Annotated in this window: 23 protein-coding genes and 2 tRNA genes; 17 read left to right on the top strand and 8 right to left on the bottom strand. The window is 65.4% G+C overall.

Annotated elements, in window-relative coordinates:
• Positions 1-62 precede the first annotated feature (62 nt).
• From V6M56_RS06485 to V6M56_RS06495, 3 genes are all read left to right on the top strand, one after another.
• Positions 63-139 (top strand) — tRNA-Pro (locus V6M56_RS06485).
• A 45-nt stretch (positions 140-184) separates the two neighbouring features.
• Positions 185-490 carry an ETC complex I subunit gene (locus tag V6M56_RS06490; RefSeq protein ID WP_332682233.1) on the top strand — a complete coding sequence of 102 codons (306 nt, stop codon included), beginning with the start codon at positions 185-187 and terminating at the stop codon, positions 488-490.
• A gap of 40 nt (positions 491-530) precedes the next feature.
• Positions 531-607 (top strand) — tRNA-Arg (locus tag V6M56_RS06495).
• Between the two features lie 241 nt (positions 608-848).
• On the opposite strand, the gene V6M56_RS06500 is transcribed toward V6M56_RS06495, so the two are convergent.
• Together V6M56_RS06500 and V6M56_RS06505 are read right to left on the bottom strand one after the other, a co-directional pair.
• Positions 849-2,477, bottom strand: a complete 1,629-nt coding sequence (locus tag V6M56_RS06500) for a GMC family oxidoreductase (protein ID WP_332682235.1) — start codon at positions 2,475-2,477, stop codon at positions 849-851.
• A 59-nt stretch (positions 2,478-2,536) separates the two neighbouring features.
• Positions 2,537-2,737, bottom strand: a complete 201-nt coding sequence (locus V6M56_RS06505; RefSeq protein ID WP_332682237.1) for a hypothetical protein — start codon at positions 2,735-2,737, stop codon at positions 2,537-2,539.
• Positions 2,738-3,074: 337 nt separating this feature from the next.
• Here V6M56_RS06505 and V6M56_RS06510 point away from each other — a divergent pair, with 337 nt between their 5' ends.
• A complete protein-coding gene (locus V6M56_RS06510) occupies positions 3,075-3,566 on the top strand; it encodes an MgtC/SapB family protein (protein ID WP_332682238.1) in 492 nt (163 codons plus the stop codon).
• 7 nt (positions 3,567-3,573) lie between these two features.
• Here V6M56_RS06510 and V6M56_RS06515 read toward each other — a convergent pair whose 3' ends face one another.
• Positions 3,574-3,741: a hypothetical protein gene (locus tag V6M56_RS06515; RefSeq protein ID WP_332682239.1), complete on the bottom strand. Its 168-nt coding sequence runs from the start codon at positions 3,739-3,741 to the stop codon at positions 3,574-3,576.
• Positions 3,742-3,880: 139 nt separating this feature from the next.
• On the bottom strand, positions 3,881-4,144 hold the full coding sequence (locus V6M56_RS06520; RefSeq protein WP_332682241.1) for a hypothetical protein: 264 nt from the start codon (positions 4,142-4,144) through the stop codon (positions 3,881-3,883).
• A gap of 285 nt (positions 4,145-4,429) precedes the next feature.
• Between V6M56_RS06520 and V6M56_RS06525 the strand changes: the two genes are divergently transcribed.
• From V6M56_RS06525 to V6M56_RS06535, 3 genes are all read left to right on the top strand, one after another.
• Positions 4,430-6,118, top strand: coding sequence for an ArnT family glycosyltransferase (locus V6M56_RS06525; protein WP_332682243.1), 1,689 nt, complete (start codon positions 4,430-4,432; stop codon positions 6,116-6,118).
• Between the two features lie 66 nt (positions 6,119-6,184).
• Positions 6,185-6,937 carry a glycosyltransferase family 2 protein gene (locus V6M56_RS06530; protein ID WP_332682245.1) on the top strand — a complete coding sequence of 251 codons (753 nt, stop codon included), beginning with the start codon at positions 6,185-6,187 and terminating at the stop codon, positions 6,935-6,937.
• On the top strand, positions 6,937-7,281 hold the full coding sequence (locus V6M56_RS06535; protein ID WP_332682246.1) for a lipid-A-disaccharide synthase N-terminal domain-containing protein: 345 nt from the start codon (positions 6,937-6,939) through the stop codon (positions 7,279-7,281). The genes V6M56_RS06530 and V6M56_RS06535 overlap by 1 nt, the downstream gene beginning before the upstream one ends.
• A gap of 26 nt (positions 7,282-7,307) precedes the next feature.
• Here the strand turns inward: V6M56_RS06535 and metC are convergent, their stop codons facing one another.
• Positions 7,308-8,498 (bottom strand): cystathionine beta-lyase, encoded by a 1,191-nt coding sequence (gene metC, locus V6M56_RS06540; protein ID WP_332682248.1) that lies wholly within the window; start codon positions 8,496-8,498, stop codon positions 7,308-7,310.
• Positions 8,499-8,765: 267 nt separating this feature from the next.
• Between metC and V6M56_RS06545 the strand changes: the two genes are divergently transcribed.
• The 7 genes from V6M56_RS06545 to V6M56_RS06575 all read left to right on the top strand — a co-directional run bounded on the left by V6M56_RS06545 (position 8,766) and on the right by V6M56_RS06575 (position 15,319).
• Complete coding sequence (locus V6M56_RS06545) at positions 8,766-9,791, top strand: amino acid ABC transporter substrate-binding protein (RefSeq protein ID WP_332682250.1); 1,026 nt, start codon at positions 8,766-8,768, stop codon at positions 9,789-9,791.
• A gap of 146 nt (positions 9,792-9,937) precedes the next feature.
• Positions 9,938-10,957, top strand: coding sequence for an amino acid ABC transporter substrate-binding protein (locus V6M56_RS06550; RefSeq protein ID WP_332682251.1), 1,020 nt, complete (start codon positions 9,938-9,940; stop codon positions 10,955-10,957).
• Between the two features lie 154 nt (positions 10,958-11,111).
• The gene (locus V6M56_RS06555; protein ID WP_332682253.1) at positions 11,112-11,357 is read left to right on the top strand and encodes a hypothetical protein; all 246 of its coding nucleotides are present in this window, start codon (positions 11,112-11,114) and stop codon (positions 11,355-11,357) included.
• A 148-nt stretch (positions 11,358-11,505) separates the two neighbouring features.
• Positions 11,506-12,690 (top strand): amino acid ABC transporter permease, encoded by a 1,185-nt coding sequence (locus tag V6M56_RS06560; RefSeq protein WP_332682280.1) that lies wholly within the window; start codon positions 11,506-11,508, stop codon positions 12,688-12,690.
• A 10-nt stretch (positions 12,691-12,700) separates the two neighbouring features.
• Positions 12,701-14,080 carry an amino acid ABC transporter permease gene (locus V6M56_RS06565; RefSeq protein WP_332682255.1) on the top strand — a complete coding sequence of 460 codons (1,380 nt, stop codon included), beginning with the start codon at positions 12,701-12,703 and terminating at the stop codon, positions 14,078-14,080.
• A gap of 19 nt (positions 14,081-14,099) precedes the next feature.
• On the top strand, positions 14,100-14,894 hold the full coding sequence (locus tag V6M56_RS06570) for an amino acid ABC transporter ATP-binding protein (protein WP_332682281.1): 795 nt from the start codon (positions 14,100-14,102) through the stop codon (positions 14,892-14,894).
• A gap of 134 nt (positions 14,895-15,028) precedes the next feature.
• Positions 15,029-15,319, top strand: coding sequence for a hypothetical protein (locus tag V6M56_RS06575; RefSeq protein WP_332682257.1), 291 nt, complete (start codon positions 15,029-15,031; stop codon positions 15,317-15,319).
• A gap of 98 nt (positions 15,320-15,417) precedes the next feature.
• Here V6M56_RS06575 and V6M56_RS06580 read toward each other — a convergent pair whose 3' ends face one another.
• Together V6M56_RS06580 and V6M56_RS06585 are read right to left on the bottom strand one after the other, a co-directional pair.
• A complete protein-coding gene (locus V6M56_RS06580) occupies positions 15,418-16,578 on the bottom strand; it encodes a glycerophosphodiester phosphodiesterase (RefSeq protein WP_332682258.1) in 1,161 nt (386 codons plus the stop codon).
• 176 nt (positions 16,579-16,754) lie between these two features.
• Positions 16,755-16,895, bottom strand: a complete 141-nt coding sequence (locus V6M56_RS06585; protein ID WP_332682259.1) for a hypothetical protein — start codon at positions 16,893-16,895, stop codon at positions 16,755-16,757.
• A gap of 147 nt (positions 16,896-17,042) precedes the next feature.
• Between V6M56_RS06585 and V6M56_RS06590 the strand changes: the two genes are divergently transcribed.
• The 3 genes from V6M56_RS06590 to V6M56_RS06600 all read left to right on the top strand — a co-directional run bounded on the left by V6M56_RS06590 (position 17,043) and on the right by V6M56_RS06600 (position 21,520).
• Positions 17,043-18,341: an RsmB/NOP family class I SAM-dependent RNA methyltransferase gene (locus tag V6M56_RS06590; protein WP_332682261.1), complete on the top strand. Its 1,299-nt coding sequence runs from the start codon at positions 17,043-17,045 to the stop codon at positions 18,339-18,341.
• Between the two features lie 52 nt (positions 18,342-18,393).
• On the top strand, positions 18,394-19,971 hold the full coding sequence (gene guaA / locus V6M56_RS06595) for a glutamine-hydrolyzing GMP synthase (protein WP_332682263.1): 1,578 nt from the start codon (positions 18,394-18,396) through the stop codon (positions 19,969-19,971).
• Positions 19,972-20,263: 292 nt separating this feature from the next.
• Complete coding sequence (locus tag V6M56_RS06600; protein ID WP_332682264.1) at positions 20,264-21,520, top strand: tyrosine-type recombinase/integrase; 1,257 nt, start codon at positions 20,264-20,266, stop codon at positions 21,518-21,520.
• Here V6M56_RS06600 and V6M56_RS06605 read toward each other — a convergent pair.
• Positions 21,492-21,770: a helix-turn-helix transcriptional regulator gene (locus V6M56_RS06605; RefSeq protein ID WP_332682266.1), complete on the bottom strand. Its 279-nt coding sequence runs from the start codon at positions 21,768-21,770 to the stop codon at positions 21,492-21,494. The two genes, V6M56_RS06600 and V6M56_RS06605, sit on opposite strands and share 29 nt — an antisense overlap.
• Between the last annotated feature and the right edge of the window lie 251 nt (positions 21,771-22,021).

The following is a 22,021-nucleotide window of genomic DNA, read 5'->3' on the forward strand; positions in this document are numbered from 1 at the left end:
CGGCGTGCCTCGGGAAGCCGCAGCGACAGTTCGGCAAGCGTTTCCATGCACTTGCGGAGCTTCGGGGTATAGCGCAGCCCGGTAGCGCATCTGCTTTGGGAGCAGAGGGTCCCAGGTTCGAATCCTGGTGCCCCGACCATTCTCGCGAAGGCCCGGCCGGCAGGCGGTGAAGACGAGGAAGAGCATGACCGCACGCATCTATTGCCCCGCTCGGACGGCGATGCAGTCGGGCACGGCCAAGGCCAGCCGCTGGCTGCTCGAATACGAGCCGGAGCGGCCGCGCGAGGTCGAGCCGTTGATGGGCTGGACCTCGTCGGGAGACATGAAGAGCCAGCTCCAACTCTGGTTCGACAGCGCCGAGGAAGCGGTCGCCTATGCCGAGCGCAACGGCATCGCCTACCGTCTCGAGCAGCCGCACCAGGCCAAGCGGCGGCCGATGGCCTATTCGGACAATTTCAAGTTCAACCGCGTCGGCCAGTGGACGCACTGAAGCGTTTCAGGCGAAGGGCGCATGCCCGCCGCATCGCTACGGGCCCGTAGCTCAGCTGGATAGAGCAGCAGCCTTCTAAGCTGCTGGTCACAGGTTCGAATCCTGTCGGGCTCGCCATTTTTTGCTTTGAATTCAGCTACTTAAGTTGGCTGCTTTCCAGCGCGTTACCAGCTGCCTGAGCCGGGTAACACATGGGTAGCTGGGCTAGAGAACGCGCCGATCGGATTGCGATGCAATCTGATCGGATCACGCGTTCTCTATCCATAGCTTAGAGGCGGATTCACCGATCAGGTTGATTCAACCTGATCGGATCCGGCTCCAGGCATCTGCCCGGCAGATTGAAGACCTACTACTTGGCCTACCTGAGCGCCGTCTGGAGCTTCTCGGCCAGCCTCAGAGCCAAAGCGACGATGGTAATCGTGGGCGTGTCGCTCCCGCCGGTGGGGAAAACCGAACTCCCCGCCACGAACAGATTACTCATTCCATGAACCCTGCAGTCTGCATCGACGACGCCTCTCTTGGGGTCGAGGTGCATTCTGGTCGTTCCCATGTGATGCCAGCAGCCCTGAACCATTTCCGGCCAGCGGGCGGCAACATGCTCCTCCTTGTCGGTGACCATGACGGCGCCGCTATTCTCCAACTCGGATGTCACCAGATCGTGCGTAACCTTGAAATGACGCTTGTCGTCCTCGGTCAGCCGCCAGTCGACACGGACCCGCGGTACGCCCAGTCGGTCCCGCTTGTCTGAAAGCGTGACACGGCTCTCCGGGTTCGGAACCGGCTCGATAATGGTTTCGATCTGGAAATTTCGCGAGACGAAGTCGGGATTGAGTCGGTTGTCCAGAAGTGCCAGGGTCAGCTGCGGAACATTGAGCAGCAGCTTCGGTAGCGCTGCAACTGTCTGCCCCACCGCTTCCTTGATCTGAGGTCCGAACCGCTCGCCATTCCGAATGGTTTGGCGGATCGCCTTCAGAGTTATGTAGGACTCCGAGACCGAGTGGAAATATCGCGCCATCAAATAGCTGCGCGAATTTGCAAGCGACAATTCGCGTTGCGACCGCTCGGTTGGAGCAAGATGGGCCGCGACACGAATATGCGGCAGGTTGACCCGGCGGCGCGTCAACGCGAGGGAACTGTCGTAAAGCCTGCGGTGATGCCGCTGGTTCTGCAGGCGGACGACACCCATGCCGATGCTCGGATGGTCCATAAAGTAACGCCCGACCACGTCATGAGCGTTCCCGAGCCCGGCTTGCTGCACTCCATTGGAAGCCAACAGCAGACGGGCATTCTCGATCCCGCCAGAACACAGTGCCGCGACCCGAGGCGCAATGCTGAAGCGGCTGCCGGATAGCGCGGCAACGTCAATCGCCGTCACTGTCGAAGCCGTGGCATCGGTATGGATTTCAGTGACATTCGCATGCAGGAAAACATGGATATTGGCTGCGCGCTCGAGACGTTCCCGATAGAGACTCCCGAACCGGGTCGGCGGGCTCAACAAGCATACTTTGCTGTCGATGGAGCTGTCGGTCAGTGGAAAAAAATGCACCTGGCTTGAAGCCAGCTCTTCCATCCAGCTCGCCTGCGTGTAGTTGAACGACCCGAGTTGCAGGATTTCGTGTGTTCTTTCATAATACGGCTGGAGTTGCCGTCGCGTAATCGGCCAGCCGCTATTGGGAATCCACGCTCTCCCCAACATATCCATTTCGTCGAGCGGTCTGCACCAGCCGCCCCAGCAATTCGTGCTGCCGCCAAAAAAACGGCTTCGACTCAAATCCGGGCGAACGCAAGGCAGACCAACAACCTCCCCTGCGTAGAGGGACTGCGTAACGGCGTCTGGCTTGAGACCGCCAGCCTCCAGCACAATTACTTTGAACGGCTTGCCGATAAACTGCAGTGCGAGAGTTATGCCTGCTGCCCCAGCGCCAATTATACAAAGGTCCGCATCAATTATTTCTGAAGATGGAACGTCACGTGCATCGATTAGCATGAGCGCCCCGCGATATTACCTGGGAAGCTAAAAACAACGTGATAGATACATCGATATCATCAAATAATATATACTAACTTAGGATCTTCGCTGCGCGCCAGATCGAGTTCCGACCACCGCATTCCGGCGACCTCTTCGCGCCGGGCCGCGGTGATCATGAGGGCGCCTCCCTCCCGCAGCCGCAGGCCGAAGCCCTTGATCTCGTCGTCCCGGAACGTGACTTCTGCCTTGCCTTCTGGATTCGCGCGCGTGAGGAGCATTTCAAGCCTCCGGGTAGCAGATGGGTAACAGTATCGTCGTTTCTCATCATCACTTGCAAGCGCTCTGACACGGCCTCAGGTCCGGTTTCCGGAGGTCCGGCGGACGCGCAGTCACGATGGCAGCGCTGTTCGGTGTCGTACCGGATGCGCGGTTCAGGCCGGGCCGAAGATGCCGGCTGCATTCACGTTGCAGTGCCGGGCCTGTCATCGCGGCGTGGCTCGCATGCCTCCGCCGATTGATTTCTCCGCTCGCACACGGCTTCACTGGGCGGTCAGCCGATTCTCGCCTCCTGCCCGAAGCGGGCGGGCGAGGCCGCGAGCGACGAGAGGGTGGGCGATGATCAGCGAGCTCGAGCTCATCGGCAGGCTTCTGGCCGGCACGGCTGCGGGCGTTGCGGTCGGCTTCGAGCGGACGCGCAAGCAGAAGAGCGCGGGCATCCGCACATTCGGGCTCGTCGGCCTGGGAACGGCGGCGGCGACGTCGATCTTCGTCGAGCCCGGGCACGCCGACGCCGCCAGCCGGGTAATCCAGGGAATTCTGACCGGCATCGGCTTCCTGGGGGCCGGCACCATCGTCATGCGGCAACGGGAAATCCATCCGCGGGGGCTGACCACGGCCGCGGCGATCTGGGTGACCGCCGCCCTTGGCTGTGCGGCGGGGCGCGGCGACTGGGCGATTGTCGGCACGGCGGTGGTCGTGGCTCTCCTTCTGCTGGCGGTCGACCACTCGATCGAGCGCTGGGCCGGCGGTGACCGCTCCCCGGACGATGAGGAAGCCGGCGCCGTCAGCAAGGGGCAAGGCGCGCAGGAAGCTCCGGACGAGCGCTAGGCGACGCTCACTCCATCGCTTCGTTGCGCCGGAGTTCCCAGGCCAGCATGGCCTCGGCGAGCTCCTCCAGCTCGCGATCCTTCTCCGGGCTGTCGTCGGTCGCGCTCAGTTCGGCCACGCGCCGCTGCGCCTGTTCGTAGTCCTCGTCGGTATGGACGGCGATCGGTGTCTTCATGGTCCTGTCCTGGCTCCTGCCGTCGATAAGCTGCCGCGGCGCGCGGCGAGTACCCCTCACAACGTGGCAGGCGGATGGCGGGTTCCCTGGGATGGCGCCGGGTCGATGGCACGCACCGAGCCTTCCGTCACCGTGCCGGCTAGTCTTCCCGGCCCCAGTTGCGCAACTGCCGGATCGTCGGACGGACCCGCCACAGGCTGATCGCGAGACTGGCAGCGAAGAACAGCGCGAAGCTCGGCAGCGCCACCGCCACCGGAACCGTCACCAGCCCCATGGCGCAGCCGCCTGAATCGCCGACGCCGCATTTGGGGTCGAAGATCATCGCCGCGATCACGGCCAGGACCGCCAGCACAGGGCCGAGGACAAGGCCGAGGAGGCCGGTCTTGAGGGCGCGCCACAGCATCTCGACCAAGCCCTCGTTCGCAAGGCGCCTCGATCCGGCGCCCGATCACGATAGCGCGGCGGCGGCGAAACGTCGCCATCGCCGGCAGCGCGGAAGGCTGGCGCCGCCGCCATCTTGCCGCTGGCGGCGCGAGGCCGTAAACGCCCCGGTGCCGCGCCGCCATGATCACGCCCGAAAGCGGGGCCATGCGCTGCGCCCCGACGGCGGGAACTGCCCGCGACACCCCTTCGGCGTTCGGGTGGTCTCAATCCGCGGCCCCGCAAGCTGCGGCTGCAAGGAGTGTCGATGTCCTCGTTCGGCTCTGGGCTCGATCGGCTCGCTGGCTTCGCCTCGGCGAGCCATTGGCGGGCCTGTCTGCTGCTGGTCCTGCTCTCGCTCGGCGCCTTCCTGCCGGGCTTTGCCAGCCTGCAGCCCTTCGACCGCGACGAGCCGCGCTTCGCCCAGGCCAGCAAGCAGATGCTGGAGAGCCGCGACTTCGTCGACATCCGCTTCCAGGACGAGGCCAGGCACAAGAAGCCGGTCGGCATCTACTGGCTGCAGTCGGCCAGCGTCGCCGCCGGCGAGGCGCTTGGCGTGCCGCAGGCCCGCACGACGATCTGGCTCTACCGCCTGCCTTCGCTGATCGGCGCGATCGCGACCGTGCTGCTGACCTATTGGGCGCTGCTCGCCTTCGTCGGCGCGCGGCTGGCGCTGCTCGGCGGGGCGCTGATGGCGGCGGCCGTCTTGCTCGGCGTCGAGGCGCGGATCGCCAAGACCGATGCGGTGCTGGCCGCCTGCGCGGTCGCGACCATGGGCGCGCTCGCCCGGACCTGGCTCGACTGGACGCGCTCGCTCGCCTTCGTCCCGAGCCGCCATAACTGGCTGGTGTTCTGGTCGGCGACGGCGCTGGCGCTGCTGGTCAAGGGGCCGATCGTGCCGATGGTCTGGGGCCTGGCGGCGCTGGTGCTGAGCCTGCGCGAACGCTCGCTGCGCTGGCTCGCGCCGCTGCGGCCGCGTGCCGGCCTGCTGCTCTGCCTCGTCGTCGTCCTGCCCTGGTTCATCGCCATCGCGGTGAAGAGCGGCGGCGACTTCTTCACCGAGAGCGTCGGCAAGGACATGCTCGGCAAGGTCGGGGAGGGACAGGAGAAGCACTGGGGGCCGCCCGGCCTCTATCTGCTGCTGTTCTTCGGCACCTATTGGCCGGCTGCGGCGCTGGCCGCCATGGCGATCCCGTTTGCCTGGGTGCGGCGCCGCGAACCGCAGATCCTCTTCCTGCTCGCCTGGATCCTGCCGTCCTGGCTGATCTTCGAGGCGGTGCCGACCAAGCTGCCGCATTACGTCCTGCCGCTCTTTCCGGCGGTCACGGCGCTGCTGCTGCTGGCACTGGTCAATGGCGGCATCGACCGCTTCCGGCGCGGCGCGAGCCTGACCGCCTTCCTGGTCGTGCTCGTGCCGGCCGCGCTCGTCGGCGTCATCCTCTACGGCAACTGGACGCTCGACCGGACGCTGCCCTGGCTCGCCTTGCCGGTGCTGGCGCTGGCGCTGCTTGCCGCTTTCCTCAGCTTCCTGGCCTTCCGGCGCGGCGAGACCGAGGGCGCGCTCTGGCGCGGCGTGATCGCGAGCCTGCTGCTCAGCGCCGGCGTCTTCGGCCTCGCCGCGCCGAGCCTGCGGTCTCTGCAATTGTCGCCGCGGCTGGCCGAGACGGTGCGGGCGCTGAACTGCCCGGCGCCGAAGGTCATCACGGTCGGCTATCGCGAGCCGAGCCTCGTCTTCCTGGTCGGCACCGATCTGGCGATGGGCTATGACGGCGCCGCAGCCGCCGCCTTCCTGCGCGAACCGGGCTGCCGCGTCGCGCTCGTCGAGCAGCGTGCGGCGGAAGGGTTCGCCCAGGCGATCGCCGGAATGGACCCGGCGCCTCGTCTCGTCACCACGCTCCGGGGCTTCAACCTCAATGGCGGCAGGCGCCTTTCCATCAGCGTCCATGTCCGCGAATGATCGGCGCTTGCCCCGCCGCGTCGCTTGACGCAGTTTGCGCCCGTAACTGCAGAAAGACCCGTTTCCGTGACCGAATCCGTGCCGTCCTCCGGCCCGCCGCGCCTCAGCATCGTCGTTCCCGTGCGCAATGAGGCAGGCAATATCGCCCCGCTCATCCGCGATATCGAGAGCGCCTGCGGCGATATCGCACCGTTCGAGGTGATCTATGTCGACGACGGCTCGAGCGACGGCACGGCGGCTGCGCTCGCCGAGCTTGCCGCGGCCCGGCCTTGGCTGCGGATCGTCCGGCACGCGCAATCCTGCGGCCAGTCGGCCGCGGTGCGCAGCGGCGTGCGCGCCGCGAAGGCGCAGATCGTCGCGACGCTCGACGGCGATGGCCAGAACGACCCTTCCTTCCTGCCGGCGATGCTGGCGCAGCTCGAGGCGGCCGGGCCCGCCATCGGCCTGGTCCAGGGCCAGCGCGTCGGCCGCAAGGACACCGGCTTCAAGCGCCTGCAATCGCGCATCGCCAACAAGGTGCGCAGCGCCGTGCTCAAGGATGCGACGCGCGATACCGGCTGCGGCCTGAAATGCTTCCGCCGCGAGGTCTATCTCGCCTTGCCCTATTTCGACGCGCTGCACCGCTTCATGCCGGCGCTGATCGTGCGCGAGGGCTACGCCATCGCTCATCACGACGTGCACGACCGGCAGCGCCTCACCGGCGCCTCCAATTACGGTTTCTTCGACCGGCTCTGGGTCGGTATGCTCGATCTCCTGGGCGTCTGGTGGCTGATCCGGCGTCGCCGGCGCGTGCCCCAGATCGTGGCGGAGGTGCGCTGATGCTCATCGACCTGCAACACAAGATCGGCGATTATTTCCACGAGGTCTTCGTCAACAATGTCGACTGGTGGGTCCTGCTCGGCGTCGTCGCGCAGGGGCTGTTCACCATGCGCTTCGTCGTGCAGTGGCTGGCCAGCGAGAAGGCGCAGCGCTCGGTCGTGCCGATGACCTTCTGGTGGTTCTCGATCGGCGGCGGCGCGCTGCTCTTCGTCTATGCGCTCTACCGGCGCGACCCGGTCTTCATCATCGGGCAGGGCTTCGGCCTGTTCGTCTATCTGCGCAACCTGCAATTCGTCCTGCGGGCGAGGGCGCGCGGCGAGGATACCAACTCCGGGCCGGGCTGAGCGTCCGGCGGCCGCGCCGGCGCCGCTCAGCCTGCGGCGCGCAGGCGGGCGAAGCCGGCGTCGAGATCCTCCTTGAGGTCTTCGAGGTCCTCCAGCCCGATATGCAGGCGGATCGTGGGGCCCTTGAAGCCGGGCTTGGTCGCGGTGCGGTAGCGGGTGCAGTCGAAGGGCAGCACCAGGCTCTCATAGCCGCCCCAGGATGCGCCCATGCCAAAGAGCGTGAGCCCGTCGAGCATGGCGGCGACCGCCTTCATCGAGACCGGCTCGAGTTCGATCGAGAAGAGCGAACAGGCGCCAGTGAAGTCCCGCTTCCAGATGGCATGGCCGGGATCATGCGGCATGGCGGGGTGCAGGACGCGGGCGACCTCGGGCCGCGCGGCCAGCCAGTTCGCCATCTCCAGCCCCGCGGGCTGCAATTCCTTGAGCCTGATGGCGAGGGTGCGCATGCCGCGCAGCGTCAGATAGGCGTCCTCGGCGGCGATGATCACGCCGAGCGCGTTCCAGGTCTGGTGGAGCTGGCGGTAGAGTTCCGGCGTGCGGGCCGACACCGTGCCGATCAGTACGTCGGAGTGACCGGCATAGTATTTCGTCCCGGCCTGGACCGAGACGTCCACGCCGAAGGCATGCGCGTCGAAGAAGAGCGGCGTCGCCCAGGTGTTGTCCAGCATCACCATGATGTCGCGGGCATGGGCCGCGGCGACGATCGCCGGGATGTCCTGGACCTCCAGCGTCTGCGATCCCGGCGACTCGGTCCAGACGGCCTTCGTGTTCGGCTTGAACAGCTCGGCGATGCCCGCGCCGATGAGAGGGTCGTAATAGGTGACCTCGACGCCGTAGCGCGGCAGCATCCGCTCGCAGAAATTGCGCATTGGATGATAGACGCTGTCGGTCACGAGAAAGTGGTCGCCGGCGGTCAGGAAGGCGAGGGCGGGCAGGGTGCAGGCGAGCAGGCCGGATGAGCAGGCGAGCACGCCGGCGCCGCCCTCGATCGTTTGGGCGGCGGCGAGCAGGGCGTCGATCGTCGGGCTGCCGGAGGTGCCGTAGCTGTAGCGCGCCTTCCGAACCAGGAAATCCTCGGTGTTCGGGTAGATCACGGTCGAGCCGCGCACGATCGGCGGATTGACGAAGCCGTAGCTGTCGGCCGGGTCGCGGCCGGCAAGGGCGAGGCGGGTCTTCTCGCGCAGGCGCGAGAATTCGGGCGATGACAGCTTTTTCATGGGATCCGGGGCGGGCCGCGGGGCAGGAATCGGAGGCGGTCATACTTGACCACCCCCCGAAACTCGCATGTGATGTTGGGGGTGAAAAGAGGCAGGCACGCAGGGGAGCTTGGCTTGACGCTCATGGAGCGCTCTGGCAATCGACCGAGGCCGGAAGCCGCTCAGGAATGGTGCATCAAACGGGACATCCAAGTCGCGACGATGCCAGGTAACCGGCACGCCCCAGCCCGGCATCTGCCGGTGGGGAAATCAGTGGGAGAGATCACGATGAAGAAGTTTATGGCAGCCGCGGTCGCCGGGCTGGGCTTGGCGCTTGCCGCGACGACGGCGCAGGCGCAGGCGCCCCAAACCCTCGCCCAGGTCAAGAGCCGCAACATCCTGAACTGCGGCGCCAATACCGGCCTCGCCGGTTTCGGCCTGCCGGACGCGCAGGGCAACTGGGTCGGCCTCGACGTCGAACTCTGCCGCGCCATCGCGGCGACGATCTTCAACGACCCGGCGAAGGTCAAGTTCATCCCGCTTTCGGCCAAGGACCGCTTCACCGCGCTGCAGTCCGGCGAGGTCGACGTGCTGGTCCGCAACTCGACCTGGACGATGTCGCGCGACACCGCCCTCGGCCTGCTCTTCACCGGCGTGAACTATTACGACGGCCAGGGCTTCATGGTCCGCAAGAAGCTCGGCGTGAACTCGGCCCTGCAGCTCTCCGGCGCCTCGGTCTGCACCCAGCAGGGCACCACGACCGAATTGAACCTCGCCGACTTCTTCCGCGCCAACAACCTGAAATACGAGGTCGTCGCCTTCGCCTCCTCCGACGAGACGGTCAAGGCCTACGACTCCGGGCGCTGCGACGCCTTCACCACCGACGCCTCGGGCCTCTATGCCGAGCGCCTGAAGCTGACCGCGCCGGACGACCATATGGTCCTGCCCGAGATCATCTCGAAGGAGCCGCTCGGGCCGGCGACGCGCAACAACGATGCGCAGTGGTTCAACCTGGTGAAATGGGTCCACTTCGCCATGGTGAACGCGGAGGAGCTCGGCGTCACCAAGGCCAATGTCGACGAGATGCTGAAGTCGCCGAATCCGGAGATCAAGCGCCTGCTCGGCGCCGAGGGCAAGTTCGGCGAGGCGATCGGCCTGACGCCCGACTGGGCCTACCGGATCATCAAGCATGTCGGCAATTACGGCGAGAGCTTCGAGCGCAACGTCGGTGCCAGCTCGCTGCTGAAGATCGCCCGCGGCCAGAACGCGCTCTGGACCAAGGGCGGCCTGCAATACGCGCCGCCGGTGCGCTGAGTTGACAGGGGCGGGCGCTTCCGGCGCCCGCCCCGATCCTTTCCAGGATGCTGCAAAAAAGGTGGTTTGCGTGGTCCGGGCCGGTCCGGGACTTGCCAACTGACCGAGAGCGGGACGAACCCGCTCCGCCAGACAGGGGGAAAAACATGATCAGAATTATCAGCGCGGCGTTGCTCGTCATCGCGGGTGCGCTCGGCGCCGCGAATGCGCAGGCGCCCCTGACCCTCGATCAGGTCAAGAGCCGCAATATTCTGAACTGTGGTTCCAATCCCGGCCTCATCGGCTTTGGCGCACCCGACGCGCAGGGCAACTGGGGCGGTCTCGATGTCGAATATTGCCGCGCCATCGCCGCGGCGATCTTCGGCGATCCCACCAAGGTCAAGTTCATCCCGCTCTCCGCCAATGACCGCTTCCGGGCGCTCCTGTCGGGCGATGTCGACGTGCTCATCCGCAACTCGACGTGGACGATATCGAACGATACCCCGCCCGGCCTGCTCTTCGTCGGCGTGAACTATTACGACGGCCAGGGCCTGATGGTTCGCAGGAAGCTCGGCGTCGCCTCTGTCCTGCAGCTCTCCGGCGCCTCGATCTGCGCACAGCGGGGCACGACGACCGAACTCAACATCGCCGACTTCTTCCGCGTCAACAAACTGAAATACCAGATCGTCGCCTTCGATACCGGAGCCGAAACGATCAAGGCCTACGACGCGGGTCGCTGCGACGCTTTCACCACGGATGCGTCGTCCCTCTATGCCGAGCGCCTGAAACTGACCGCGCCGGACGACCACATGGTGCTGCTGGAGATCATCTCGAAGGAGCCCCTCGGCCCCTTGACGCGCGATAACGACCCGCAGTGGTTCAAGCTGGTGAGATGGGTGCACTTCGCCATGCTGAACGCCGAGGAGCTCGGCGTCACCAAGGCCAATGTCGACCAGATGCTGAAGTCGGAGAACCCCGAGATCAGGCGCTTGCTCGGGACCGACGGCAAGTTCGGCGAGGGCCTCGGCTTGACCAGGGATTGGGCCTACCGGATCATCAAGCATGTCGGCAATTACGGCGAGAGCTTCGAGCGCACCGTCGGTAGCCGCTCGGTACTGAAGATGATACGCGGCCAGAATGCGCTCTGGACCAATGGCGGATTGCAATACGCGCCGCCGATCCGGTGATCTGAGACAGGGGGCGGGCACCTTCGAGCCGTTCGCCCCGAATTCCGTCGTCATCGCAGGGAAAAGGAACTCGAACGGGCCGGGGACTGGTCCGGGACTTGCTAGCTAACCGAGAACGGGCAGGAACCCGTTCCGCCAGACAGGGGAAAACAAGATGAAGAAGCTCATGGGCGCGGCGTTTCTCGCCGCCGCTGGGGTGATGGGCCTCACCGCTGCACAGGCGCAGGGTGCGGGCGGTGTCCCGGCCGATGACTGGGCTCACCGCGTCGTAAAGCATGTCGGCAATTACGGCGCGAGCTTCGCGCACAATGTCGATTCCAGCACATTGCTGAAGATCGCCCGCGGCCAGGATGCGCTCTGGGCCAGCGACGGCCTGCCATACGTGCCGCCGATCCGCTGAAACCCAGCGACGCGCCGCCTTCGGGCCGCGCATCGTCCACCTTGTCTCCGCATGGGCGAGCCGGAAAAAACGGCCGTGATCGGTTCCCGTAAGGATCGATTCCGGACCTCGGCCGCCAGATTCGAAAAGGGCGTCAGACGTGTCCACGATTTCCACGGAGCCGGTTCGTCCGGGCAGAGCATCGCTCCTCTACGACCCCAGGATCCGGGGCTATGTCTATCAGTTCGTCCTGCTCGCGATCGTCGGCTTCCTGCTCTATTCGGCCGCGTCCAACGCCATCGAGAACCTGCGGGCGCAGAAGATCGCCTCGGGCTTCGGATTCTGGAACAACGCTTCGGGCTTTGACGTCAACCAGAAGCTGATCCCCTACGACGCCTCGACCGGAACCTATGGCAGGGCCTTCTATGTCGGCCTGCTCAACACGTTGCTGGTCGCCGCGATCGGCATCGTGCTCGCCACCTTCCTCGGCTTCTTCGTCGGCGTCGCCCGGCTTTCGAGCAACTGGGTCGTGGCCAAGATCGCGATGGTCTATGTCGAGGTCATCCGTAACCTGCCGCTGCTGCTGCAGCTCTTCTTCTGGTACAATGCGGTGCTGAAGCCGCTGCCCAATCCGCGCCAGTCGATCCAGCTTCCGGCCGGCGCGCTGCTCAACAATCGCGGCCTCTACCTTCCCGACCCGCAGCTCGGCCCCGGCGGCAGCCTGATCGTCTGGGCCTTCCTGTTCGGCATCGTCGCGACCTTCTTCTTCCACCGCTGGGCCCGCAAGCAGCAGGCCGCGACCGGCAAGCAGTATCCGATCGGCCTCGTCGGGCTCGGCCTGATCGTCGCCGTGCCGCTGCTGGTCTATTTCGCCACGGGCCGCCCGGTCTCGTTCGTCTATCCGGAGCTCGCCGGCTTCAACCTGCGCGGCGGCATCCAGATCTTCCCGGAATTCGTGGCGCTGCTGCTCGGCCTCACCACCTATACCGCCGGCTTCATCGCCGAGGTGGTGCGCGCCGGCATCCTGGCGGTCTCAAAGGGCCAGACCGAGGCTGCCAACGCTCTCGGCCTGCGCGCCGGGCCGACGCTCAAGCTGGTGGTGATCCCACAGGCGATGCGCGTGATCATCCCGCCGCTGACCTCGAACTATCTCAACCTGACGAAGAACTCCTCGCTGGCGGTCGCGATCGGCTATCCCGATCTCGTCCAGGTCTTCACCGGAACGGTGCTGAACCAGACCGGTCAGGCCGTCGAGGTCGTCGCCATCACCATGGCGGTCTACCTGACGATCTCACTGGTGACGTCGCTGTTCATGAACATCTACAACCGGCGCATGGCGCTGGTCGAACGGTGAGGGTGCCCCGATGACCGACGCTACCACCGAAATGGCGCCCTACGCCTTCGTCCGCAGGGAGACGCTGGAGCAGCAGGCGGCGCCGCTCTCCGTCGCGGGGCCGCTCGCCTGGGTCCGCAACAACCTGTTTTCCGGGCCGCTGAACACGCTGCTGACGCTGGTTTGCGTCTACATCGTGGTGACCACAGTTCCGGACCTCTTCCGCTTCTACTTCATCGATGCGGTCTGGACTGGCCAGAACCGCGATGCTTGCCTCGCCGACAAGGTCGGCCGGCCGGTCGGTGCCTGCTGGGCCTATGTCGCCGACCGTCTGCAGTACTTCATCTACGGCTCCTATCCGATCAGCGAGCGCTGGCGGGTCAACATCGTCTTCGCCATGTTCGCGCTCGGCGTCGTCTGGATGTTGTGGACCCAGGCGCCGAAGAAGAAGCTCGGCTTCTTCTACTTCTTCGTGCTGATGCCGATCTCGGCCTATGTCCTGCTGCTCGGCGGGCCGGGCCCCGAGCGCCTGCTGAGCGTCGGCATGACGGTGACGCTGCTGCTCGCCGCGCTCTATGTCGTGCTGTCCTTCGTGCCGCGCCTGGCGAGCTTCCATATCGGCGCGGCCGGGGTCGCGGTCGTCGAGGAGCTTTCGCCCCTGAAGCGGTTCTCGGGACCCAAGCAGCTCGTGCTGTTCGCGCTCGTGGTCTTGACCCTGCTCAGCCTGATTGCCAGCAGCATCGGTCTGCCCCGCGTCGACACCGGCCTGTGGGGCGGCATGATGGTGACCTTCCTGATCGCGGCGGTCGGCATCGTCTTCTCGCTGCCATTCGGCGTCGTGCTGGCGCTCGGGCGCCGCTCCCGGCTGCCGATCATCCAGCTCCTGTCGGTCATCTTCATCGAGCTGGTACGCGGCGTGCCGCTGATCACCGTGCTGTTCATGGCCAACACCATGCTGCCGCTGTTCGTGCCGCAGGAGTATTCGCCGGACCGGCTGCTTCGTCCTCTGATCGGCGTCGCCATGTTCGCTGCCGCCTATATGGCGGAGGTCATCCGCGGCGGTTTGCAGGCCATGCCGAAGGGGCAGTACGAGGGCGCGATGTCGCTCGGCCTCGGCTACTGGAGCATGATGCGGCTGATCATCCTGCCGCAGGCGCTGCGCATCGTCATCCCGGGCATCGTCAACACCTTCATCGGGCTGTTCAAGGATACGACGCTGGTCACCATCGTCGGCATCTTCGATTTCCTGCGGACCATCGAGGCGACGCTGGTCGACCCGACCTGGGCGACGCCGACCACCCGCGCGACAGGCTACGCCTTCGCCGCGATCTTTTATTTCCTGTGCTGCTGGGGCATGTCACGCTATTCGATCTCGGTCGAGAAGCGGCTTGCCGCCGGCCAGAAGCGTTGAGGAGGACAAGAACATGGCCATGGCAGAGACCAAGACCGGTGCCCCGCGCCCCGCGGCGCTGAAGCAGACCTCGCTGAACACCGAGACCGCGGTCGAGATGATCGGCGTCAACAAGTGGTATGGCGAGTTCCACGTCCTGCGCGACATCAACCTCAAGGTCGGGCGCGGCGAGAAGCTGGTGATCTGCGGCCCGTCCGGGTCGGGCAAGTCGACGATGATCCGCTGCATCAACCGGCTGGAGGAACACCAGAAGGGCCAGATCATCGTCGATGGCACGGAACTGACCAACGATCTCAAGAAGATCGACGAGATCCGCCGCGATGTCGGCATGGTCTTCCAGCACTTCAACCTGTTCCCGCATCTGACGATTCTGGAGAACCTGACGCTGGCGCCGATCTGGGTCCGCAAGATGCCCAAGAAGGATGCCGACGAGATCGCGATGCACTATCTGACGCGCGTCAAGATCCCCGAGCAGGCGCTGAAATATCCGGGGCAGCTTTCCGGCGGCCAGCAGCAGCGCGTCGCCATCGCCCGCTCGCTCTGCATGAGCCCGAAGATCATGCTGTTCGACGAGCCGACCTCGGCGCTCGATCCCGAGATGGTCAAGGAGGTGCTCGACACCATGGTCACGCTCGCCGACGAGGGCATGACCATGCTCGTGGTGACGCATGAGATGGGCTTCGCCCGCCAGGTCGCCGACCGGGTGATCTTCATGGATGCCGGCCAGATCGTCGAGATGAACGAGCCCAACGAGTTCTTCAAGAACCCGCAGCACGAACGCACCAAGCTCTTCCTCAGCCAGATCCTGCACTGAATCCCTCTATTCGGCAGCCGATATCGGGCCGGCACTGATGGCGCCGGCCCTTTTTCATTCGCCCCGGCGCTGCCATGACAGGGAACTTTTGCGCGTTTCTCTCGTTTCCTGCCCCGAAAGCGGAGGAAAACGCCATGAAATTTCTTCTCAGTACGCTCGCGGTCGGCCTGCTGCTCGGCAGCGCCGGCGTCAACGCCCAGTCGCTGAACATCGGGCCGGGCGGCGTCACCGTCGACCCCCGTTCGCCCCGCGAGCGCGCCATCGACCGCGATATCCGGCGCGAGGAGCGCTGGCGCGAGCGCGACCGCTATGAACGCCGCCGCGACTATCGCGCCGAGCGCCGCCGCGGCGACTGCCGCACGGTGATCGAGACCCGCGATACCCCGCGTGGCGAGGTCCGCCGCACGACCCGCGTCTGCGATTGATCGCGCACGGCTGCATCGAAGAACCTGATCGCCTCAATCGAAAGGCCCGTTCCGCGCCGGCGGAACGGGCCTTGTCCTTGCCGGCTTGATACTGCCGGCTATTTCGCGTCGCGCGCCTTCACCGCCGTGCCGGGGAAGTCAGAGAACAGCCCGTCGATACCGAGCGCCAGAAAGGCCTTGTACTCGGCCGCCGGATCGCCCTTGAAATCGGAGGCGAGGCGCTTGGGCTCGCTGCGGAAGGTCCAGCTGTGGACGAACAGGCCCGCGGCGTGCGCGTCCCTGACGACATTGCTCGGCGCGATCAGGACCCGGTCCTGCTCGTCGATCTTGCCGTCGCTGTTCAGGTCGCGCGGCTTGCCGTCCTCGCCGATCACCTGCTTTCCCGCCAGGATATAGGGCTTCCACGGGCCGACGCCGTCGGCATAGGTCCTGATCTCCTTCAGCCCTTCGGCGGTGACGAGGTCCTTGAAGCTGCGCTTGTCGCCGGTGACGACGAAGTCATAGGGCTTGTCGAAGGGAGCTGTGAGGACGATGCCGCCGTCCTTGTCGACACCGTCGGCATCGACGAGCTGCACCAGGCGCAGTTCCGTCTTGCCGCGCAGATATTTGAGGTTGGCGGTCTCGAAGCTCTGGATGATCACCGGCGCGCTCTTCTGCGTCCAGCCGGCGGCCTTGAGCGCGTCGAGCAGGCGGTCCTCGAGCGGCAGCCCGATCGCGGCATGGAAGATCGGGTGCTTGGTCTCGGGATAGATGCCGATGGTGCGGCCGGTGCGGGCGCTCTCGGCCTTGGCGAGGTCGATCACCTGCTGCAGGGTCGGGATCTCGAACTTGCCGTTATGCGACTGGTCGCGGTCGGCGAAGGCCTGCCTGGCCCGCAGGGTCTTGATCTCGGCGAGGGTAAAGTCCCCGGCGAACCAGTCATTGGTCTCGACGCCATCGACCTTCTTCATGGTCTTGCGCGCGGCGAATTCCGGCCGGGTCGAGACATCGGTGGTGCCGGAGAGCATCGGCTCGTGCCGCGCCACCAGCACCCCGTCCTTGGTCGCGACGAGGTCGGGCTCGATGAAGTCGGCGCCTTGCTCGATGGCCAGCTTGTAGGCTTCCAGCGTGTGCTCGGGCAGGGTGCCGCTGGCGCCGCGATGGGCGACGATCAGCGCCGGCTTGCCGTCCAGCGTCGGAGCCTGGGCATGGGCGGCCGGCGCCGCCACGGCGAGGGCGAATGTAGCCAGCATGGACGCGGGCTGGAGCAGGGGCTTCATGTCGATCCGATCCTTGGTCGCGGATGAGGCGGCAAGCGTGCTCGGCAGATATGACAGCGTCTTGAAGGCGGGCGCTATCGCTCGTCGGTATCAGGAGGACGACGCGGTGCGGCCTGAGCCCGGCAAGAGCGCCCCGAACGGGCGTCTGGGCGCCGGAGGTCGTCCCCGGGATGCGCTCAGCGCCGGCCGCTTTCCAGCTTGGTCTTGGCGTCGAGCAGCTTGGCCGGCGGCGGCGTCAGATCCTGCTGCCGGGTGGCGCAGGCGGCCAGCGAAAGGCAGAACAGGCCGGCGAGCGCAAGGCGGGAGAGCTTGATCATGGCGGCGGCCTTGTGGCTGAGGTGGCGTTACGGAAGCTATTGTATCGTCCTTGTGCTTGTGGAACGACGGCGTCAAGAGCCCTATCCAGTTCAGAATCGGCCAGGATCGCGCGCGATCCGGCAGGCAGCACTTCAGGAAAGCCGGACATGACCCCCGCCGCCCGCATCAGCGCCGCCATCGAGGTCTTGACGGATCTGATCCAGCGCCGCCGGCCCGCCGCCGACGCCTTGAAGGATTGGGGGCTGGCGCGCCGTTTCGCCGGCTCGAAGGATCGTGCCGCCGTCGCTTCGCTGGTCTATGACGCGCTGCGCCGCCGGGCTTCCTCGGCCCATGCGCTCGGCGAGGAGACGCCGCGGGCGCTGGCTCTCGGCATGCTGGTCAGCCAACGCGGGCTGCGCCCCGACGAGATCGTCGCCCTGTTCACCGGCGAGAATCATGCGCCGGCGCCGTTGACCGAGCTCGAGGCGGACAGGCTCGCCGCCTTCGATCTTTCCGACGCGCCCGACTGGGTTCGCGCGGACATTCCCGAATGGCTCTGGCCTTCCTTCGTCGAGGCCTTCGGCGAGGAGGCGGTCGCCGAGGGCGAAGGCCTTGCCGCACGGGCGCCCGTCGACATCCGGACCAACCGCCTGAAGACCGGACGCGACACGCTGCGGGCCGCGCTGGCGCATCTGCAGCCCGAGATGGGGGCCTGGTCGCCGGATGCGCTGCGCTTCCAGTCGGGGCCGGATGGGCGCGGCCCCTCGCTGCAGAGCGAGCCGGCCTTCTTCGCCGGCGAGTTCGAGATCCAGGACGAAGGCTCCCAGCTCGTCGCGGCGCTGGCTGGCGCCAGGCCGGGCGACGTCGCGGTCGATCTCTGCGCCGGAGCCGGCGGCAAGACACTGGCGCTCGCCGCCCTGATGGCGAACCAGGGCCGCATCTTCGCGACCGATCTCGACAGCCGCCGGCTCGCGCCCCTGCATGACCGCCTGACGCGCTCCGGCGCCGGCAATGTCGAAGTGCGCGTGCCGCGCAATCGCGGCCATGACGCGCTCTCCGACCTTGCCGGAACGGCCGATCTGGTGCTCGTCGATGCGCCCTGCACCGGCTCCGGCACCTGGCGGCGCAATCCCGATGCGAAATGGCGGGTCCGCCCCGGCGCGCTGGCCGAGCGGATCAGGGAGCAGGCCGAGGTGCTGGACCGCGCCGCCAGGCTGGTCAGGCCGGGTGGCCGCATCGCCTACATCACCTGCTCGGTCCTGCCCGAGGAGAACGATCTGGCGGTCGAGGCCTTCCTGGCGCGCCATCCCGCCTTCGGGCTGGTCGCGATGCACGATGTGCTCGGCGCGGGCGAGGTCGATTACGGCCTGCTTGCACGCTTCGCGACGGGTAGCGGACTGCAATTGTCGCCGGCGCGGACCGGCACGGACGGGTTCTATCTGAGCTGCCTTGCCGCAGCCGCCTGAGCCTCGCGGCTCTGCCGTTGCGCGCTCGCGCGTGATGGCGTAACCGAGCGCGATGAGCGCCCAGCCCCAAAACTCCGTCGTCCACGACTCCATCCTCATCATCGATTTCGGCAGCCAGGTGACGCAGCTGATCGCGCGCCGGGTGCGCGAGATCGGCGTCTATTGCGAGATCGCGCCGTTCCAGTCGGCCTCCGAGGCTTTTGCCCGGATGAAGCCCAAGGGCGTGATCTTCTCCGGCGGCCCGGCCTCGGTGCCGGACGCCAATTCGCCCCGCGCGCCGCAGGAGGTCTTCTCGTCAGGCCTGCCGGTACTCGGCATCTGCTATGGCCAGCAGACCATGGCGCAGCAGCTCGGCGGCAGGGTCGAGAGCGGCCATGCCGCCGAGTTCGGCCGTGCCGATGTCGAGATCGTCACGCCCTCGGCCCTGTTCGAGGGCGTCTGGGAGGAGGGCGGCCGCTATCCGGTCTGGATGAGCCATGGCGACCGCGTCACCCAGCTCCCGGCCGGCTTCAGCGTCAAGGCGACCTCCGAGAACGCGCCCTATGCGGTCGCGAGCGACGAGGGCCGGCGCTTCTACTCGACCATGTTCCACCCCGAGGTGGTGCATACGCCGGACGGCGCGAAGCTCCTGCGCAACTTCGTCGTGAACATCTGCGGCTGCACGCCCGACTGGAGCATGGCCGCCTATCGGGCCGAGACGATCGCCAAGATCCGGGCGCAGGTCGGCAAGGGCAGGGTGATCTGCGGGCTCTCGGGCGGCGTCGATTCGGCGGTCGCCGCGGTGCTGATCCATGAGGCGATCGGCGACCAGCTCACCTGCGTCTTCGTCGATCACGGCCTGATGCGGATGAACGAGGCCGAAGAGGTCGTCCGCCTGTTCAGGGATCACTATAATATCCCACTCGTCCATGTTGAGGCTGAAGAGCTTTTCCTGAGCGAGCTTGCCAAATGCGGTGCCGACCCCGAGGCCAAGCGCAAGACCATCGGCCGGCTCTTCATCGACGTCTTCGACGCCGAGGCGGCGAAGCTTGGCGGCGCCGATTTCCTCGCCCAGGGCACGCTCTATCCCGACGTGATCGAGAGCGTCTCTTTTTCGGGTGGCCCCTCGGTGACGATCAAGAGCCACCACAATGTCGGCGGCCTGCCCGAGCGCATGAAGATGAAGCTCGTCGAGCCGCTGCGTGAGCTGTTCAAGGACGAGGTCCGCGTGCTTGGCCGCGAGCTCGGCCTGCCCGAGGCCTTCGTCGGCCGCCATCCCTTCCCGGGGCCGGGGCTCGCCATCCGCTGCCCGGGCGAGATCACCCGGGAGAAGCTCGACATCCTGCGCAAGGCCGATGCGATCTATCTCGACGAGATCCGCAAGGCCGGGCTCTACGACGTGATCTGGCAGGCTTTTGCCGTTCTGCTGCCGGTGCGCACCGTCGGCGTGATGGGCGACTATCGCACCTACGACCATGTCTGCGCCCTGCGGGCCGTCACCTCGGTCGACGGCATGACCGCCGATTTCTACCCCTACGACATGGCCTTCCTCGGCCGCACCGCGACCCGCATCATCAACGAGGTCAAGGGCATCAACCGGGTGGTCTACGACGTGACCAGCAAGCCGCCCGGCACGATCGAGTGGGAATGATTCAGGCCCATCCGAATGCCGCCGAATTTACGCTATTGGACGACATAAGTCACTGAAAACAAAAATAAATCCTGTCGATGGCCATCGGCATCTATCGGTGGGTAGAGTTTGGCGCTGGCGGTCCGTCTGACGGACCTCGGGCATATTGCTTAGCATCATTTTTGAAAGTACCGTCAGGGGCAATGAGGCTCGTGACGGTACTTTTTTCGTATTAAACCATTGAATATAATGGTGAATATCTGTCTCTGAGCCTCGGATTTGTGCTGACGGTACTTTTCAGGAGGCAATAGGGATGCTGACGGACGCCGCCCTCAAGGCATTGAAACCAAAAGAGAAGATTTACAAGGTCGCTGACCGCGATGGCATGTATGTCCGCGTCATGCCCAGTGGTGCGATCTCATTTCGCTTGGACTACAGGCTCAACGGCCGCCGCGAGACTGTCTATCTTGGCAGGTACGGGCGCGATGGTATCTCGCTTGCCCGGGCTCGAGAGAAGTGCATCGACGCTAGACGCGCCGTTGGCGAAGGACTATCGCCGGCGATAGAGAAGCAGCGCGATAAGCGCCGCTTGAAAGAGGCCAGGAGTTTCGGAGAGTTTGGGGAGAAGTGGCTCACCGCCGCGCCGATGGCAGACAGCACGCGTGCCATGCGGCGTTCCATCTTCGAGCGAGAGCTTCTGCCCGTCTGGCGAAATCGTCTCCTGACTGAGATCACGCCAGACGATCTAAGAGCCCATTGCGGCGGTATCGTTGAGCGTGGTGCTCCGGCGACGGCTATCCATGTGCGAGACATCCTGAAGCAGATCTACGGCTTCGCCATCTTGCATGGTGAGAAGGTCGCCAACCCGGCCGACGAAGTGGGGCCGGCATCAATCGCCACTTTTGTGCCGAAGGACCGCTCGCTTTCGCCCTCTGAAATTCGGGTGATGCTGAAGCAGCTCGAACACGTCGCCACGCTTCCCACGATCCGTCTGGGAATGAGGCTCTATCTCCTCACGATGGTAAGGAAGAGCGAACTGCAGGACGCGGTTTGGGACGAAGTTGACTTCGAGAATGCGGTTTGGACGATCCCGAAGGAGCGGATGAAGCGCTCGAAGGCGCATAACGTTTACCTGTCGCGCCAAGTGCTCGACATCATGATTGCCCTGAAGACCTGCGCGGGAAATTCAAGATACCTTCTGCCGTCGCGGTACGATGCAGATGCCCCGATGTCGCGCGCCACCTTCAACCGGGTGACCTACGCAGTTGTCGAACGGGCGAAGGCGGAAGGTTTGCCCCTGGAACCGTTTACAGTGCACGATCTGCGGCGGACAGGTTCGACGCTGCTGAACGAACTGGGGTTCAACAGCGACTGGATCGAAAAGTGCTTGGCGCATGAAGACGGGCGCTCGTCGCGCGGCGTCTACAACAAAGCCGAGTATGAGGCACAGCGAAGGCACATGATGCAGGAGTGGTCTGACATCGTGGAAGCTTGGGTGGACGGGCGCAAGCGCTCGGCCGTGCTTATCCCGCCGTCAATGCCTATTTTGGAGCTCGAGCCGGCTCTTTGACGGGGCGGGTTTTGCGCAGAGCCACATCTGGGTGCTTTGCACGGGGGATCGGGGAGGCACGGCGAGAGGCGAGCCAGGCTTCGACCTCGCTCAGGTCCCAGACGATGCAGCGCGCTGTAAGGGCAAAACGCCTGGGGAATTGCCCGCGCTGCTCCATTTCGTAGATGGTGCTGTCGGCCAGCGGCACCATCTCGCGCAACTTCTGCCGTCTGATGGTCCTTCTGATGGGAGTCTTCGCCGTAGCGCTCATGTTGTATCTCCTCGCGAACAGGAACGAGGAGATAGAACGCGATAGATCCAGAGGGATGAAGCCCTCACATGGATCAGGCGCGCTATATCGGGCTGTAGCGTGCAGATCGGACAGTAGCAATCTGCGCCATAAAGATCTCAAGTTCCCAATAGCACGACAGAGCGGGTGTCGCTACCGGAATGCCGCAACATCCATCCAGATAGACATTGTCGATTTAGGATCGCAATGCATTCTGGATCGTTAGTGGAACT

The sequence above is a fragment of the Allobosea sp. genome, from assembly GCF_036675845.1.
Taxonomy (GTDB): Bacteria; Pseudomonadota; Alphaproteobacteria; order Rhizobiales; family Beijerinckiaceae; genus Allobosea.